Consider the following 14,672-nt stretch of genomic DNA (forward strand, 5'->3'; position numbering starts at 1 on the left):
TCCACAGCGTTTTCGGGAAATCCATGACCAAGATCACCTATATCGTGCCGAACGGCAGCCAGTTCGACGTAGATGCCGAGAACGGTTCGACGGTCATGGAGAATGCCATCCGCAACGCGGTGCCGGGCATCGAGGCCGAGTGCGGCGGTGCCTGCGCCTGCGCCACCTGCCACGTTTATGTCGATCCCGAATGGGCCGACACGGTCGGCGAACCGGAGGCGATGGAAGAGGACATGCTGGATTTCGCATTCGACGTCCAGCCGACCTCGCGCCTGTCCTGCCAGATCATCGTCCGCGACGAACTCGACGGGCTGGTGGTGCGCATTCCCGAACGGCAGGCCTGAGGCAACCGGGGAAACCCGGTTCAGCCCGGTATGCGGCCGCTCTCGATCTGTTCCAGGCGGTATTGAAGAAGGCGCAGCAGGCGTCTCTCGAAATTGCCGCTTTCGACGCGGTCGAACTCTTCCTGCGCGGCGTCGTGTTCCTGCAGGATTTTGGCCGTGGTCTGCTCGGCAAGTTTTTGCAACGGAGCGCAGGACGACCGGGTGGAAAGTGCCTCCACCGTGTCCTCGATCTTGCGCGCATACTGCTTGGCGATGCCCAGATGGCTCTCTTCATGGCGCTTGATGTCGCGCGACAGCGTATCCCAGATCAGCGCCGTTTCACGCTCGGCGGTGCGGCGGTTGCGCCAGCGCGGCAAGTAGACCTGCGCCTTCACCGACACATTCACCTGGGTGACGCGGCAGCGGTTTCGCGTCTCGGCATAGCTGACCTTGGTGGTGAATTCCATGCGGGTGGCGCCGGGATGGCGCTGCCCGGTGCTTTGCACATGCGGTCCACGGGTGCGCAATTGCTCTTCGATGTCGCTCAGCGTCTTGCCGCCGATGGAGAAGTAGCTGTAGCTGCGCGCGACGGTGGCACCGTTGCTCGGAGCGCTGGCCACGGCAAGCAGGATGAATGTCAGAAGAATGCGTCTCATGGGCTCTCCGTGCTCCACCCTGCAGTCTTGCGTCGGGTCTGGCAACCGGGTTTGAGCATGATCTCGGGGCGACGGATCGACTCATGCACAACTACCAGACATTGCCATTGATTTTGGCGGCAATGCGCCGCAGAAACGGTTCGGCTTGAAAATCGATCCGTGGACACCGCCAATGCAGACCCGCTCCTGGACCCTCGCGCACGGGCGCACTGTTACGCTCGGCGCGCGCTCCGTTGTGATGGGGATCCTCAACGTTACGCCCGACAGTTTTTCCGATGGCGGAGCCTTTTTCAGCCGCGAGCGGGCGCTGGAGCAGGCGCGGCGGATGATCGCCGAGGGAGCGGATATCATCGATATCGGCGGCGAATCGACCAGGCCCGGCGGCGCGGCAATCTCGGCGGCGGAGGAGCAGGAGCGGATTCTTCCCGTTTTTGAAGCCCTGGCGGGCGATGCGGACGTGCTCCTGTCGGTCGATACCTACCGCGAGGAGACGGCGCGGCTGGCGGTCGCCGCCGGCGCGCACATCGTCAACGACGTCTGGGGCCTGCAGCGCCAGCCGGGCATTGCACGCGTGGCGGCAGAGACCGGAGCCGGGCTCGTCATCATGCATACGGGGCGCGAGCGGCAGAAATTGCCCGACGTGATCGCCGATCAGTTCGCCTTCCTGCGGCGCTCGCTGGAGATCGCGGCACACGCCGGCGTCGCCGACACGCAGATCATGCTCGACCCCGGTTTCGGCTTCGCCAAGGACACGGATGAGAATATCGAGATCATGAATCGGTTTTCCGAACTCGCCGGTCTCGGTTTTCCGCTGGCCGTCGGCACGTCGCGCAAGCGTTTTGTCGGCGCCATGAGCGGACACGAGGATGCGACGCTGCGCGGGCCGGCGACGGCCGCCACCAGCGCGGTGCTGCGTTTGGCGGGGGCAGCCGTTTTTCGCGTGCATGATGTCGCAATCAACAGGGATGCGCTGAAGGTTGCCGATGCTATGCTGGCGGCCGCGAGATAGAGCGCCATGCGACCATTCGGACGCATAAAAGACGCTCTGTCTCTTTGTTTTCCGCATTTTATGCGGGCATCGGGTGGAACCATCTGATTGCAAAATACTCTAGGCCAGGTGGAACGATGATGTATGTAATCCGCATGAAGAACTGCGCCTTCTTCGCGCGCCACGGCGTGCACGAGGAGGAGGAGCGGCTAGGCCAGCGCTTCTATGTGGACGCCGCCTTGACCGTTGAGCCCGGACGTTCCCTGAGTGACGATGCGCTCGATGGAACGGTGGATTACGGCGTGGCGTTCCGCGTCATCGAGGAGATCATCACCGGCCAGCGGCGTTTCCTGATCGAGGCCCTGGCGCTGGAAGTCGCCCAGGCGTTGACCGAGCGCTTCGCCGAGATCGTCAAGGCCGAGATCACCGTGCGCAAGCCGAATGCGCCGGTTCCGGGCGTTCTCGATCATGTCGAGGTCACCGTCGTCTGGCCGCAATAGGATGGCGCGCATGCACGAGGCCTTCTTGTGCCTGGGCGGCAATATCGGCGCGCCCGACGCGGCCATGCGGGCGGTTCTGGCGGCAATCGAGGCGCGCGCGGACAGCGCGGTCGTCGCCGTCTCGTCGCTCTACCGCACGCCGCCCTGGGGCAAGCTCGACCAACCCGATTTTCTCAACGCGGCGGTGCATATCCGCACGGCGCTCGATCCGCAGGGGCTGCTCGCCGTGTGCCTCGATATCGAACGCTCGCTGAAGCGCGTGCGCGACGAGCGGTGGGGACCGCGCACCATCGACATCGACATTCTGCTCTACGATGCGCTGTCGATCGACACGGATGGGCTGGTCATTCCGCATCCGCGCATGGCGGAGCGCGTTTTCGTGCTTGCGCCGCTGGCCGAGATCGCTCCCGACCGGCTGGTGGCGGGCGAAAGCGTCGGTGCGTTGCTGGACCGTCTGGACCGAACGGGCGTGAGGAAAATCACGCCGGACGGCACATGGTGGAAGCCCGCGTCGGATGGATCGGCGGTCTGAGGCGGGCGGTTCTACTTCTTGGCGATCGCGCCGACCGCGCCCGAATCGACACGCTTCAGCTTCATGCCGATGACAGGCACCATATCGTCCTCGACGCGCACCGAAATCGTGATGTGCAGCGTGTCCCTGCCGGTGATCCGGGCGCGCATGGCGCCGCTCAAGGTTGAGCGGTTGAGGGCAAAGACCACGTCGTCGCCGGTCACCTTGCCGCTGGTCACGTCGAGCCCCTTGCCGGCCGCCCCATCGAGAAACGTGCCCGTGTAGCCCGATTTGCCGCGCACCACGCTGGCCTTCATCGGCTGCGTGAAGACACCGACGCGGCAGCTGCCGTCAAGCGCCATGCCGATGGCGTTGCTTGGCGTCCCGCCGTCGAAATTGCAGACGAATTTGGTGCCCTTGTATTTTCCGGCGACGATCTCGCCGGGTCCCGCCCAGGCGCCCTCGACGGTCTGAAAGAAGCGCTGTTCACGCTCGGAGGCCTCGGCCTTGGCGGCAAGGGTCGCTGGCGCCGATGCAATGACGAGAAGGGCGAGCTTGAGCACGGTTTTCAGCATGAGGGCCAGGACCATTCGTGGTTGCGACAGGGATCGTCAGAAACCATGCCGGAGATTGGTTAACGCTTTGTCTACCATGGCGCCCGAGCAATTCGAAGGCCTGGTGTCGGAGGCGTGTCGGCGCGTGCGCGTCCGGTCGATCAGCTTGCCGGCTTGTCGGGGTCCTTGGTGGACGCAAAACGCATCAATGCCTTGAGGAAATCGCCGACGCCCGGGCGCGGCAGCGCATTGAAGGCGAGGGGGCGGGCGGCCGCCATGGCGGCGATGCCGATCCGCGCCGTCATCATGCCGTTGACGACGCCCTCGCCGAGCTTGGCGGAAAGCCGGGCGGCGAGCCCGTGTCCGACCACCTGCTGGACGAGCGTCTCGCCGGCGGCCATCGTGCCGGTCACCGCCAGATGGGCAAGAATGCTGCGCACCAGACGCAGGAAGCCGAGGAAACCCGGCCGCCCGCCATAAAGTTGGGCAATGCGCCGCGTCAGGCGGGCCGCCTCGAACACCACATAGGCAACATCGACCAGCGCGCGCGGCGAGATCGCCGTGACCACGGAGACGCGTTTGGCTGCATCGAGAACCTGCTTGCGGGCCAGCGCATCGAGCGGGGCAAGCAGTTCCCTTTCCGCCAGGAAGAGGAGGTCGGCGCCGTCGATGATGTCGTCGCTGATGCTTTCAAGCGCCTTGCGGCCGGCCGCGGTTTCGGGCTTGGACGCAAGGAGCGCGGTCAGATGCGCGACGCTTTTGCGTGCCGCCTTGGCATCGTCGCTGGCGATCGCCTGACTGGCGTCGCGGCGCAACTCCTCGATCGATGCGAGCCGCATCAAGGCCCAGGCCTCGCGGGCGATGATCGCCAGCAGAGCCAGAACGGCAATCACCGCGACGCCGAGCGCCAGCCAGCCCAGCCAGTCGGCGCGGGTGAACAGGTCGCGGATGAGGCGATCGGTCCACAGGCCGACGGCCAGCGAGAACAGGATGGCGAACGCGGCGAAGAAGATGCGCGCCAACCAGAAACGGCGCGGCTTCGGCACCGGAGGCGGCGTGGCCAGAGCCATATCGGCTTCGGAAAAATAGTCCTCGGCATCGGCAACCACGGTCACGGCCTTGCCGGGATCGATCGCCTGCGGCTTGCGCCTGGAGGCGGGTTTTGGAGCCGGTTCGGCCTTCGGCTCCTCGATGCGGAACGATGCGGGGGCTCGGCTCATGCGAGATGATCTCCGATGAGGAACTGCAGCGCGCGGTCAAGGCGGATGTGCGGCAATGACAGCGTGACGCCCTCGGCCGTGCGTTCCAGCTTCGGCGGACGAAAACGCACGAAGCGGATCGGCGTTTCAGGCGCGGCCGTCCCCTGGAAGAGCTGGCCGGGCTTTTCGGGCAGGTCACCTGGAAATATGGCGGTTTCCGTCTCACCGTCGAAGACGTCGCCGGCGATGGTTTCACCGGCAATCGGCGTGCCGATGATGACCGGCAGGGTCTCCTTGCCCTGGCGCACCGTGCCTTCGCGGGTCGCCCGGACGGCGGCCATCGCCAGGACGTCGACCGACGCGCCGGAGAAATCGGCGCGCGCGATGGCGCGGTCGGCCAGACGGCGGACAATGGCCTGCAGCCGGTCGTGGCTTTCGTGGTGAATGTGGTCCGCCTTGGTGGCGGCGACCAGGATGCGGTCGATGCGGCGCGCCACCAGGCCTGTCAGAAAATTGCCCCGGCCCGGGCGAAAGCAGGAGAGAATCTCGGTCAGCGAGCGTTCCAGGTCGGCGACCGCTTCCGGTCCGGCATTCATCGCCTGCATGGCGTCGATCAGCACGATCTGCCGGTCGAGCCGTGCGATATGCTCGCGGAAGAAGGGGCGGACCACATGGGTTTTGTAGGCCTCGAAGCGCCGTTCCATCATGGCGTGCAGCGAGCCTGCCCGGCGTTTCCCGCCGGGCCTGAGCGGCGCGAAGGTCAGGGCCGGGGAGCCGTCCAGGTCGCCGGGCATCAGAAAGCGGCCGGGCGGCAGGGTGGAAAGCGCCCGGTGGTCGGCCTTGCATGCCCTGAGATAGGCCGAGAAGGCATCGAACAGTTTGCGCGCGGCCATTTCGTCGGCGGGCGCGTCGGGATCGGTCGCAGCGGTTTGCGCGCGCCAATCGGCCGAGAGATCGGCGCGCGCCGGCAATGTCGCCAGCTCCAGCGCCTCGGTGGAAAATTCGTCGTAGCTCTTGCCCAGAAGGGGCAGGTCGAGCAGCCATTCGCCTGGATAATCAACAATATCGAAGGAAAGCTTGCCACGCGAGAACATGCGGTTCCAGGCAGACGCCGATTCATACTCGACCGTCAGGCGCAGTTCTGAGACGGCGCGTGTGGATTGCGGCCAGATGCGGGCGTCGACCAGCGCGGCGATATGATCCTCGTACTGGAAGCGTGGCACGGCATCGTCGGGTTGCTGTTCCAGATAGGCGCGCGCCAGCCGCCCCGATTTCTGCGCTTCGAACAGCGGCAACCGGCCGCCATGGATCAGATTGTGGACAAAGGCGGTGATGAAAACGGTCTTGCCGGCGCGGGACAGGCCGGTGACGCCGATGCGCAGCGATGGCGACACCAGGCCGGCGGCGCGCCCGGCCAGAGTGTCGAGCGCGATACGGGCTTCATCGGAAAAGGTGGTCAGTGATGCCAAAAGGCGAATTCCTCAAACAGCGCAAGACCTTGCATATAGGAAGCGGAACCGGCGATTGAAGAGAGCGGAGCATCCTGCATCACGCTCTCTCGGGCTTCAGGAAAGCCTGCAGGTGGCCGGTGCCGGGGGCGAGCGCGGCAAGCGGGTCGTCGAAACGAAGCACGGCCAGGCCACAGGTGGGGAAGCCGGCCGCCGCCAGCCTCATCGCGTTGGCGTCGCCGTCGGCGGGCAGGGCGAAGGCCAGATCCTCCATCATCGGGTTGTGCCCGACCACCAGCAGCGCCCGGCCGGGCTGGGCCCGGCGAATGGCCGCCACATAGTTTGTGGCGTCGGAATTGTACAGTTTCTCAACGTAGTTCGCCCGTGGAGCATCGGTGAACAAGGTCGAGGCGACGCGGTCGAAGGTTTGCACGGCCCGGCGCGCGGTGGAACACAGGACAATGTCGGGAATCAGCCCGGTTTCGCGCATGCGGCGGCCGAGCGCTTCGGCATCGGCGATTCCCGACGCACTCAACTGCCGGTCGAAATCCGTCATGCCGGGCGCCGCCCAGCCCGCCTTGGCGTGCCTGAGAAGAAAAAGCCTATGCATGGCCGCTCATCCAGGATGCGGTTTGCCGTGCGGCCCGCCAAACAGGCCGGGTTTGCTTCATGCCGCGCTCCAGGATGTCGTTTGTGGCGGGAAACAAATCTAATACGCATTTATGGCGTGCTGAAAAGCCTGTGTGCCTTTTCCACCCATATTAACAAAACCGTGAAGGAGGGGCGCTTTGCGCTTGTGGTTGTGGGGGTGCGCTAATATATAGGCGCCGGCGTTAGAACATCTCAGGGTGACTCGATGAATGAGCTCATGGATGCCAAGTACGTGCCCACCGAGGACGAGCCCTTCATGAATGAGCGGCAGCGCTCCTATTTCCGCACGAAATTGTTGCGTTGGAAGAACGACATTCTGAAGGAAGCGCGCGAAACCCTCGATGCTTTGCAGCAGGAGAACGCGAACCACCCGGACCTGGCCGATCGGGCGTCGTCGGAGACGGACCGGGCGATCGAGCTTCGGGCGCGGGACCGGCAGCGGAAGCTGATTTCCAAGATCGATGCGGCTTTGCTGCGGATCGAGGAGGGCACTTACGGCTATTGCGAGGAGACCGGCGAGCCGATCTCGCTCAAGCGTCTCGACGCACGGCCCATCGCAACCTTGTCGATCGAGGCGCAGGAACGCCACGAGCGGCGGGAAAAGGTTTATCGCGACGATTGAGCCGCTGCGGCGGGTTCGGGAACAAAAAAAGCGCCAGGCCTGGGCCTGGCGCTTTTTTTGTTGTCGTAAACCCTCCGGCCTCGCTGCCGCCGGCGGGCACGACGGGTTTACTTGCGCTCGTCGGACAATTCCTCAAGCAGCTTGCTCATCTCGTCTTCAAGGGAATGATCGGCTTTGTCACGCTCTGTGCTGACCTGGTAGTCGAGCGCTTCCGACAATTCATCGAATGCTTCGTCCTCGAACTCGCCGGTGGGTTCGTGTTGCGACGCGCCTGCAAGGCCTTGGCTTGCGGCAAAGCCGGTTGCCGCTGCGGCGATGGTCACGGCGGGAGAGGGTGTGGGCGCTGCGCGGGGCGAAACGGATGGCGCCGGCGGCTGAACGGTTGCCGGAGGCTCATGGGCCGGGATCGGCGCTCGTTCTGCCGGAGCCCGGGCACTGGGCGCTTCGGCGATCTGGATTCTGGGTTCCGGCGGCAGGCGAGGCTCGATGGGCGGTGTCGGCCGGGATTGTGGCGGTTCGGGCTGCCTGACCGGCGCGGGTGCGGCCGGCCTCGCAATTGGCGCCGGGGGCGATGGAGGCGCTGGCGGCACCGGTGCGGGGGGTGCGATAGCGACAGGTTCCTGCCTTTCCGGACGGCCGCGCTGCTCGGCCGCGCCAACCGCCGTGATGTTGCTTTCGACGACCACGTCGCTCGGCCCGCCGATCAAAAGCAGATGCTCGACATCGTCGCGCCGCACCAGAACCAGGCGGCGGTGGTTGTCGACCGGCGTCGCATCGGTCACGCCGAGCCGGGGCTGGCGTCCGCGTCCGCCGGAAACGAAGGTGCCGGGCGTCAGGCGCCGGGACAATCGCAGGACGATCCACAACAGGATCGCAACAGCAACCAGAACAATGGTCCAGAATGCCGCCGCGGCATAAGCCTCCCCAAAAATCCCGACCAGCCAATCGCGCATTGAATCGCTCCGAAAAAGTGCATATCCGGCGCACAGTATGCGCGGCCAAACCATGCGGCAACCCATTCGCCCGGCTTATCCTTGCGCGGAGACCGCCAATTGTTGCGTAAACGGCGCGGATTTGCCGTTCGATTACCGGTGCGCGCTTGCAGATGCCGGGGGCCCTGATATATCCCGAATGGCCGGGTCCGCTTGGGAGCCGGCAATGATTGGGCTGGAGTGACGGGAAACGCATGGCCAAGCAAACTGGCGGAGAAATCCACGCAGCGCCGATCATTGACCAGAGCTCGCGTCCCGGCGCGATCACGCGCCTGATCATCTTCATCGTCATCCTGACCTGCTCGGCGATCGCCTTCGTCGTGTTTCGCGAGCGCCTCGGCGATCCTTTCCTGCTCGGCATTCTCGGCATGCTGGCGATGATCGGCGTCGGCTTCCTGTTCGCCACGGCGATCGGTTTCGTGCAGGTGGCGCCGCGCTCGGCCGGCAGCGAGCTTTCGCGCGCCTTCGTCGATTCGATGGAAGAAGGGCTGGTGGTCGCCGACACGAAGGGCCGCATCCTTTATGCCAACCACGCCTATGCCCAGATGACGGGGGCGACCTCGGTCGCCGATGTGAAGACCGTCGACAGCCTTCTGTCGGACAATCCGGAAGCCGCGCCGACCATCGACAGGCTCGCAGCAGGCCTGCGTGACGGGCGCGCCGGCGATGGCGAATTCCGCTTGTCGCAATCGATCCGACCGGGGGCGGAGCTCGGCGCACGCTGGTACCGCACCTGGGCGCGCATCTTCAAGCTGCCGGGATACCGCCAGCCGGTTTCCGCGTGGCAGATCGCCGATATCTCCAAGGAGCGAGCCGAGCAGGAGCGCTTCTTCCTCGATTTGCAGAAGGCCATCGATCATCTGGATCACGCGCCGGCCGGCTTCTTCGCGTCCGACCCGGACGGGCGGGTCACCTATATCAATGCGACACTGGCCGAATGGCTGGGCATAGAGCTTGCCAATTTCGTGCCCGGCGCCGTGCGTCTGCCGCAGATCGTCGCCGGCGACGGGATGGCGCTGATCAACGCCGTGAAGGCCGATCCCGGCACGGCGCGCAATGCGGTCATCGACCTCGATCTGTCGACCATGGACGGCCAGGTCCTGCCGGTGCGCTTCATGCATCGTGCCACGACGAGCCGCGACGGCGCCTCCGGCCCGACGCGGACCATCGTCCTGAACCGGCGGCATGGCGAGGATGCCTCGGCCGATCTGCGCGCCTCCGAAGTGCGCTTCACGCGCTTCTTCAACTCGACGCCGATGGCCATCGCCTCGGTCGATCATGAAGGGCGCATCCTGCGCACCAACGCGCCCTTCCTGTCGCTGTTCTCCCGTGTGGTCGACAGCGATGCGCTGGAGCGGCACATCAAGCTCGACGCGGTGATCCATGAGCGCGACCGCGTTTCTTTCGCCACGGCGCTCGACCGGGCCAAGCAGCGGCAGGCGGAGATTTCGCCGATCGACACGGTGCTTCCCGACGATGCGGAGCGCCATGTGCGCTTTTACGTCAACCCGGTGGTCGATCACGCCGGCGGCGAGGGCGCGGAGGAAGCCGCCATCGTCTATGCCGTGGAAACCACCGAGCAGAAAGCGCTCGAGGCGCAGATGGCGCAGAGCCAGAAGATGCAGGCGGTCGGCCAGCTCGCCGGCGGCATCGCCCATGATTTCAACAATGTGCTGACCGCCATCATCATGGCGTCGGACCTGCTTTTGACCAATCACCGACCGTCGGACCCGTCCTTCCCCGACATCATGAACATCAAGCAGAATGCCAATCGCGCCGCATCACTCGTGCGGCAGCTTCTGGCGTTCTCGCGGCGCCAGACGCTGCGACCGGAAGTCCTCAACCTGACGGATGTGCTTGCCGACCTGCGCATGCTCTTGGCGCGGCTGGTGGGCAACGACGTCACGCTGACGGTCGAGCATGGGCGCGATCTGTGGCCCGTCAAGGCGGATATCGGCCAGTTCGAGCAGGTGATCGTCAACCTGACGGTCAATGCGCGCGACGCCATGACCAGCGGCGGCGCGCTGACGGTGCGGACGAAAAACCTGAGCGCGGAGGACGCGGCGAAATTCCCTTACCGCGAGTTGACGCCCGCCGACTATGTGACCGTCGAAGTGGAAGACAACGGCACGGGCATCGAGCCGGAAACGCTGAAGAAGATTTTCGAGCCCTTCTTCACCACCAAGGAGGTGGGCAAGGGCACGGGGCTCGGCCTGTCCATGGTGTATGGCATCGTCAAGCAGACCGGCGGCTTCATCTTCTGCGATTCGGATGTCGGCAAGGGCACGACGTTCCGCATCTTCCTGCCGCGCTACATTCCCACCGAAGCCGACAAGGCCGCCGAAGCCAATGGCGCGGCGGAAGAGCAGACGCGCCGGGCAAAGGAAGAAAACCGCGATCTTTCCGGATCGGCCTGCGTGCTCCTGGTGGAAGACGAGGATGCCGTGCGCATGGGCAGTGTCAGGGCGCTGTCGTCACGCGGATACGAGGTGCATGAGGCCAGCTCCGGCACGGAGGCGCTGGAAGTCTTCAACGCATTGAATGGCAAGGTCGACATCGTCGTCTCGGATGTGGTGATGCCGGAAATGGACGGGCCGACGCTGCTCGTCGAACTGCGCAAGGTGCAGCCGGACATCAAGTTCATCTTCGTCTCGGGCTACGCCGAGGATGCCTTTGCCCGGAATCTGCCGGAGGAGGCGCAATTCGGCTTCTTGCCAAAACCCTTCTCGCTCAAGCAGTTGGCGACGGTCGTCAAGGAGATGCTGGAGGCGAATTGAGCGCCGGAGAGCCTTATACTGAGACGGCGCGGCGGATGCGGTTCTGCGCGCCGAACACATCCAGATAGCGCTTGATCTCCGCCAGGTCGCCGGTTGCTTTCTCGGGATTGTCCGACAGCTTGACGGCGGGCCGTCCATTGGCCCGGCTGACCTTGCAGACCACCGAAATCGCCTTCAGGCCGTTGACCTCGCGCGGGGCGCAATCCTTGAAATCATTGGTCAGATTGGTGCCCCAGCCGAAGGCCATGCGCACCTTGCCGTCGAAATGATGATAGGTCTTTTCGATGGTCTCGACGTCGAGACCGTCGGAGAAGATCAGCAGCTTGTCGCGCGGGTCTTTGCCGTGCTTGCGCCAGAATTCGATGATCCGCTCGCCGCCCTCGATTGGCGGAGCGCTGTCGGGACGAAAGCCGGTCCAGTCCGCCACCCAGCCGGGCGCGTCGCGCAGAAAGGATTCCGTGCCGAAGGCGTCCGGCAGGGCGATCAGCAGATTGCCGCCATAGTAGCTTTGCCAATCCTCCAGGACGCGGTAGGGCGCTTCGCGCAGCTCCTCCTCATTGTTGGCGAGGGCCGCCAGCACCATCGGCAGTTCATGCGCGTTCGTTCCGAGCGCTTCCAGGTCGGTGTCCATGGCCAGCAGGACGTTGGACGTGCCGGTGAAGGCATCGCCGATCCCTTCCTTGAGCGCTTCGACGCACCAGCGCTGCCAGAGGAAGGAATGCCGGCGTCGCGTGCCGAAATCGGAAATCTTGATGTCGGGCAGGTTCTTCAGGCGCTCCACCTTCGACCAGACCTTGGCCTTGGCGCGGGCATAGAGAACGTCGAGGGCGAAAGGGCCGAGCGAGCGCATGGCGGCGCGCGAACGCAATTCGTTGATGATGGCGAGCGCCGGGATCTCCCACATACTCGTTTCCATCCAGCGGCCGTGAAAATGCAGCTCGTACTGGCCGTCGCGGCGCGTCAGCTCATATTCCGGCAGGCGGAAATCGGCCAGCCAGTTGAGAAACTCCGGCTGGAAGATCTGCTTGCGGCCATAGAAGGTGTTGCCGGCGAGCCAGATCATCTCCTTCTTCGAAAAGCCGATGTCGCGCGCGTGATCCAGTTGTTCGCGCAGTTCGTCCTCGTTGATCTCGTCGGCCAGACGCACCTTCTTGTTGCGGTTGATCAGCGAGAAGGTCGCATCGACATCCGGATACAGGCCCCAGATCATTTGCAGCATCAGAAGCTTGTAGAAATCCGTGTCGAGCAGGCTGCGGCAGATCGGGTCCAGCTTCCAGGTATGGTTGTAGACGCGTCGCGCAATATCCGTCTTCGGCATGATGTCGGTTCTTCCTGCATGGTTGCCGCAACGGCGCTCTCTCCGGACCGGCAGACGACACCGGGAAGGGGTCGTTGTCAATGATCCAGAGCGGATCCGGGGCGAAGACCATCATGGTTTAAATTGCGTTAACGGCGTTAAGGCTTTGTTAAGGAAAGGCGCCAACAATCGAGACTGGGAGGAGATCCGAGGAGACATCCATGTCCGGATCAGGGTCTGCTTTCGCCTTAAGGGCGCTTTTCGGCGCCTCCCTTCTCACAGTCGCCTTTCCCGCGCTTGCCGTGGCCCACGAGGCCAAGTCCGGATGGCGTTATCCTTATGCCTGCTGCTCCGACAATGATTGCCGGGAGGTGAAGGACGCCGCCATTTCCGAAATACCGGAGGGCTATCTCGTCAAGGTGACGGGGGAGGTTGTGGGCTATGGCGACAAACGCGTGAAGGATTCGCCCGATGGCGTGTTCCACTGGTGCTCGATCGCCGGGAAAAACGATTCCCGGACGATCTGCCTGTTCGTGCCGCCGCGCAGCTACTGATCGGACGCTGCGGGCGCGTCAAAGCGGAATGTTGTCGTGCTTCTTCCAGGGGTTCTGCAGATCCTTGTTGCGCAGCATGCGCAGGGCGCGGGCAATCCTCTGGCGGGTCGAATGCGGCATGATCACCTCGTCCACATAGCCGCGTTCGGCGGCGACGAAAGGCGACAGGAAGCGGTCCTCGTACATTTTCGTGTGGGCGGCGATCTTCTGCGGATCGTCGATGTCCTTGCGGAAAATGATCTCCACGGCGCCCTTGGCGCCCATCACGGCGATCTGCGCCGTCGGCCAGGCGTAGTTGATGTCACCGCGCAAATGTTTTGAGGCCATCACGTCGTAGGCGCCGCCAAACGCCTTGCGCGTGATGACGGTGATTTTCGGCACTGTCGCCTCGGCATAGGCGAACAGCAGCTTGGCGCCGTGCTTGATCAGGCCGCCATATTCCTGCGCCGTGCCCGGCAAGAAGCCCGGCACGTCGACGAAGGTGACAAGCGGGATGTTGAAGCAGTCGCAGAAGCGGACGAAGCGGGCGGCCTTGCGGGAAGCGTCTGAATCCAGCACGCCCGCCAGCACCATCGGCTGGTTGGCGACGAAGCCGACCGTGCGGCCCTCGACACGGCCGAAACCGGTGACGATGTTTTTGGCGAAGGCGGCCTGGATCTCGAAGAAATCGCCTTCGTCGCAGGTTTTCAGGATCAGTTCCTTGATGTCGTAGGGCTTGTTGGCGTTGTCGGGGATCAGGCGGTCGAGCGAGTGGTCGGCGTCCGTCACCGATTGATAGCACTCCACTTCCGGCAGCTCGGCCGTGTTGGAGGCCGGCAGGAAATCGATCAGGCGGCGCATCTGCAAAAGCGCCTCGATGTCGTTGTCGTAGGCGCCGTCGGCGATGGATGATTTCACCGTGTGCACGGAAGCGCCGCCGAGTTCCTCGGCGGTCACCGTTTCGTTGGTGACGGTCTTCACCACGTCGGGTCCGGTGACGAACATGTAGGAGGTGTCGCGCACCATGAAGATGAAATCGGTCATGGCGGGCGAATAGACGTCGCCGCCGGCGCAGGGACCCATGATGATGGATATCTGCGGGATGACGCCCGAGGCCAGAACATTGCGCTGGAAAATCTCGGCATAGCCGCCGAGTGCGGCCACGCCCTCCTGGATGCGCGCACCGCCGGCATCGTAGAAACCGATGATCGGCGCGCGGTTCTTCAGGGCCATTTCCTGGACCTTGACCACCTTTTCCGCATGCGCTTCCGACAGGGACCCGCCGAATACGGTAAAGTCCTTGGCGAAGACGAAGACGGTGCGGCCATTGACCGTGCCCCAGCCGGTGACGATGCCGTCGCCGGAAATGCGCGATTTCTCCATGCCGAAATCCGTCGAGCGGTGTTCGACGAACATGTCGAACTCCTCGAACGAGCCGTCGTCGAGAAACACGTCGAGGCGCTCGCGCGCCGTCAATTTCCCCTTGGCGTGCTGTGCCTCGATGCGCCGGTGGCCGCCGCCCTCGCGCGCGGCGTCGCGACGGCGTTCCAGTTCGAGAAGGACTTCCTTCATGCGTGTCTCCCCCACGGACGGTATTGATCTGGTGTTAGCATGGCGACGC

The 14,672-nt window shown here is 64.2% G+C and carries 15 protein-coding genes; 7 read left to right on the forward strand and 8 right to left on the reverse strand.

What is annotated here, in order from left to right; translation table 11 throughout:
- Nucleotides 1–23 precede the first annotated feature (23 nt).
- Nucleotides 24–344 carry a 2Fe-2S iron-sulfur cluster-binding protein gene (locus AB843_RS20475; RefSeq protein ID WP_048648761.1) on the forward strand — a complete coding sequence of 107 codons (321 nt, stop codon included), beginning with the start codon at nt 24–26 and terminating at the stop codon, nt 342–344.
- Between the two features lie 20 nt (nt 345–364).
- On the opposite strand, the gene AB843_RS20480 is transcribed toward AB843_RS20475, so the two are convergent.
- Nucleotides 365–979 carry a DUF922 domain-containing Zn-dependent protease gene (locus AB843_RS20480; RefSeq protein ID WP_048648762.1) on the reverse strand — a complete coding sequence of 205 codons (615 nt, stop codon included), beginning with the start codon at nt 977–979 and terminating at the stop codon, nt 365–367.
- 172 nt (nt 980–1,151) lie between these two features.
- Here AB843_RS20480 and folP point away from each other — a divergent pair, with 172 nt between their 5' ends.
- The 3 genes from folP (at nt 1,152) to folK (ending at nt 2,999) form a co-directional block, all read left to right on the forward strand.
- Nucleotides 1,152–1,988, forward strand: a complete 837-nt coding sequence (gene folP, locus AB843_RS20485; protein ID WP_048648763.1) for a dihydropteroate synthase — start codon at nt 1,152–1,154, stop codon at nt 1,986–1,988.
- A 119-nt stretch (nt 1,989–2,107) separates the two neighbouring features.
- The gene (gene folB / locus AB843_RS20490; RefSeq protein WP_048648764.1) at nt 2,108–2,467 is read left to right on the forward strand and encodes a dihydroneopterin aldolase; all 360 of its coding nucleotides are present in this window, start codon (nt 2,108–2,110) and stop codon (nt 2,465–2,467) included.
- A 1-nt stretch (nt 2,468) separates the two neighbouring features.
- Nucleotides 2,469–2,999, forward strand: a complete 531-nt coding sequence (gene folK, locus AB843_RS20495; protein ID WP_048648765.1) for a 2-amino-4-hydroxy-6-hydroxymethyldihydropteridine diphosphokinase — start codon at nt 2,469–2,471, stop codon at nt 2,997–2,999.
- An 11-nt stretch (nt 3,000–3,010) separates the two neighbouring features.
- On the opposite strand, the gene AB843_RS20500 is transcribed toward folK, so the two are convergent.
- From AB843_RS20500 to AB843_RS20515, 4 genes are all read right to left on the reverse strand, one after another.
- Nucleotides 3,011–3,553 carry a hypothetical protein gene (locus AB843_RS20500; RefSeq protein WP_082143925.1) on the reverse strand — a complete coding sequence of 181 codons (543 nt, stop codon included), beginning with the start codon at nt 3,551–3,553 and terminating at the stop codon, nt 3,011–3,013.
- A 140-nt stretch (nt 3,554–3,693) separates the two neighbouring features.
- Nucleotides 3,694–4,752: a YcjF family protein gene (locus AB843_RS20505; RefSeq protein ID WP_048648767.1), complete on the reverse strand. Its 1,059-nt coding sequence runs from the start codon at nt 4,750–4,752 to the stop codon at nt 3,694–3,696.
- Complete coding sequence (locus AB843_RS20510) at nt 4,749–6,200, reverse strand: YcjX family GTP-binding protein (protein ID WP_206412935.1); 1,452 nt, start codon at nt 6,198–6,200, stop codon at nt 4,749–4,751. Before AB843_RS20510 ends, AB843_RS20505 begins: the two co-directional genes overlap by 4 nt.
- 79 nt (nt 6,201–6,279) lie before the next feature.
- Entirely contained in the window at nt 6,280–6,789 is a 510-nt protein-coding gene (locus AB843_RS20515) for a SixA phosphatase family protein (protein WP_048648769.1), read from the reverse strand.
- A gap of 246 nt (nt 6,790–7,035) precedes the next feature.
- On the opposite strand from AB843_RS20515, the gene dksA reads away from it, so the two are divergent.
- On the forward strand, nt 7,036–7,452 hold the full coding sequence (dksA, locus tag AB843_RS20520) for an RNA polymerase-binding protein DksA (RefSeq protein ID WP_048648770.1): 417 nt from the start codon (nt 7,036–7,038) through the stop codon (nt 7,450–7,452).
- A gap of 107 nt (nt 7,453–7,559) precedes the next feature.
- Here the strand turns inward: dksA and AB843_RS24660 are convergent, their stop codons facing one another.
- Nucleotides 7,560–8,405 carry a flagellar biosynthetic protein FliO gene (locus AB843_RS24660; protein WP_053086161.1) on the reverse strand — a complete coding sequence of 282 codons (846 nt, stop codon included), beginning with the start codon at nt 8,403–8,405 and terminating at the stop codon, nt 7,560–7,562.
- A gap of 233 nt (nt 8,406–8,638) precedes the next feature.
- Here AB843_RS24660 and cckA point away from each other — a divergent pair, with 233 nt between their 5' ends.
- The gene (gene cckA / locus AB843_RS20530) at nt 8,639–11,221 is read left to right on the forward strand and encodes a cell cycle histidine kinase CckA (protein ID WP_048648771.1); all 2,583 of its coding nucleotides are present in this window, start codon (nt 8,639–8,641) and stop codon (nt 11,219–11,221) included.
- A 13-nt stretch (nt 11,222–11,234) separates the two neighbouring features.
- Here the strand turns inward: cckA and pncB are convergent, their stop codons facing one another.
- Nucleotides 11,235–12,539 (reverse strand): nicotinate phosphoribosyltransferase, encoded by a 1,305-nt coding sequence (gene pncB / locus AB843_RS20535; protein WP_048648772.1) that lies wholly within the window; start codon nt 12,537–12,539, stop codon nt 11,235–11,237.
- Between the two features lie 200 nt (nt 12,540–12,739).
- On the opposite strand from pncB, the gene AB843_RS20540 reads away from it, so the two are divergent.
- Nucleotides 12,740–13,072: a hypothetical protein gene (locus tag AB843_RS20540; protein ID WP_244468046.1), complete on the forward strand. Its 333-nt coding sequence runs from the start codon at nt 12,740–12,742 to the stop codon at nt 13,070–13,072.
- A gap of 18 nt (nt 13,073–13,090) precedes the next feature.
- On the opposite strand, the gene AB843_RS20545 is transcribed toward AB843_RS20540, so the two are convergent.
- On the reverse strand, nt 13,091–14,623 hold the full coding sequence (locus tag AB843_RS20545; RefSeq protein ID WP_048648774.1) for an acyl-CoA carboxylase subunit beta: 1,533 nt from the start codon (nt 14,621–14,623) through the stop codon (nt 13,091–13,093).
- Nucleotides 14,624–14,672: the final 49 nt, after the last annotated feature.

The sequence above is a fragment of the Nitratireductor soli genome (assembly GCF_001050155.1).
Taxonomy (GTDB): Bacteria; Pseudomonadota; Alphaproteobacteria; order Rhizobiales; family Rhizobiaceae; genus Nitratireductor; species Nitratireductor soli.

What these genes read in the sequence shown, in the direction of transcription:
- AB843_RS20475 (WP_048648761.1), top strand. Translation starts at nt 24, where the DNA reads ATGACCAAGATCACCTATATCGTGCCGAACGGCAGCCAGTTCGACGTA.
- folK (WP_048648765.1), top strand. Translation starts at nt 2,469, where the DNA reads ATGGCGCGCATGCACGAGGCCTTCTTGTGCCTGGGCGGCAATATCGGC.
- dksA (WP_048648770.1), top strand. Translation starts at nt 7,036, where the DNA reads ATGAATGAGCTCATGGATGCCAAGTACGTGCCCACCGAGGACGAGCCC.
- cckA (WP_048648771.1), top strand. Translation starts at nt 8,639, where the DNA reads ATGGCCAAGCAAACTGGCGGAGAAATCCACGCAGCGCCGATCATTGAC.
- AB843_RS20515 (WP_048648769.1), bottom strand. Translation starts at nt 6,789, where the DNA reads ATGCATAGGCTTTTTCTTCTCAGGCACGCCAAGGCGGGCTGGGCGGCG.
- AB843_RS20500 (WP_082143925.1), bottom strand. Translation starts at nt 3,553, where the DNA reads ATGCTGAAAACCGTGCTCAAGCTCGCCCTTCTCGTCATTGCATCGGCG.
- pncB (WP_048648772.1), bottom strand. Translation starts at nt 12,539, where the DNA reads ATGCCGAAGACGGATATTGCGCGACGCGTCTACAACCATACCTGGAAG.
- folB (WP_048648764.1), top strand. Translation starts at nt 2,108, where the DNA reads ATGTATGTAATCCGCATGAAGAACTGCGCCTTCTTCGCGCGCCACGGC.
- AB843_RS24660 (WP_053086161.1), bottom strand. Translation starts at nt 8,405, where the DNA reads ATGCGCGATTGGCTGGTCGGGATTTTTGGGGAGGCTTATGCCGCGGCG.
- AB843_RS20545 (WP_048648774.1), bottom strand. Translation starts at nt 14,623, where the DNA reads ATGAAGGAAGTCCTTCTCGAACTGGAACGCCGTCGCGACGCCGCGCGC.
- AB843_RS20505 (WP_048648767.1), bottom strand. Translation starts at nt 4,752, where the DNA reads ATGAGCCGAGCCCCCGCATCGTTCCGCATCGAGGAGCCGAAGGCCGAA.
- folP (WP_048648763.1), top strand. Translation starts at nt 1,152, where the DNA reads ATGCAGACCCGCTCCTGGACCCTCGCGCACGGGCGCACTGTTACGCTC.
- AB843_RS20540 (WP_244468046.1), top strand. Translation starts at nt 12,740, where the DNA reads ATGTCCGGATCAGGGTCTGCTTTCGCCTTAAGGGCGCTTTTCGGCGCC.
- AB843_RS20480 (WP_048648762.1), bottom strand. Translation starts at nt 979, where the DNA reads ATGAGACGCATTCTTCTGACATTCATCCTGCTTGCCGTGGCCAGCGCT.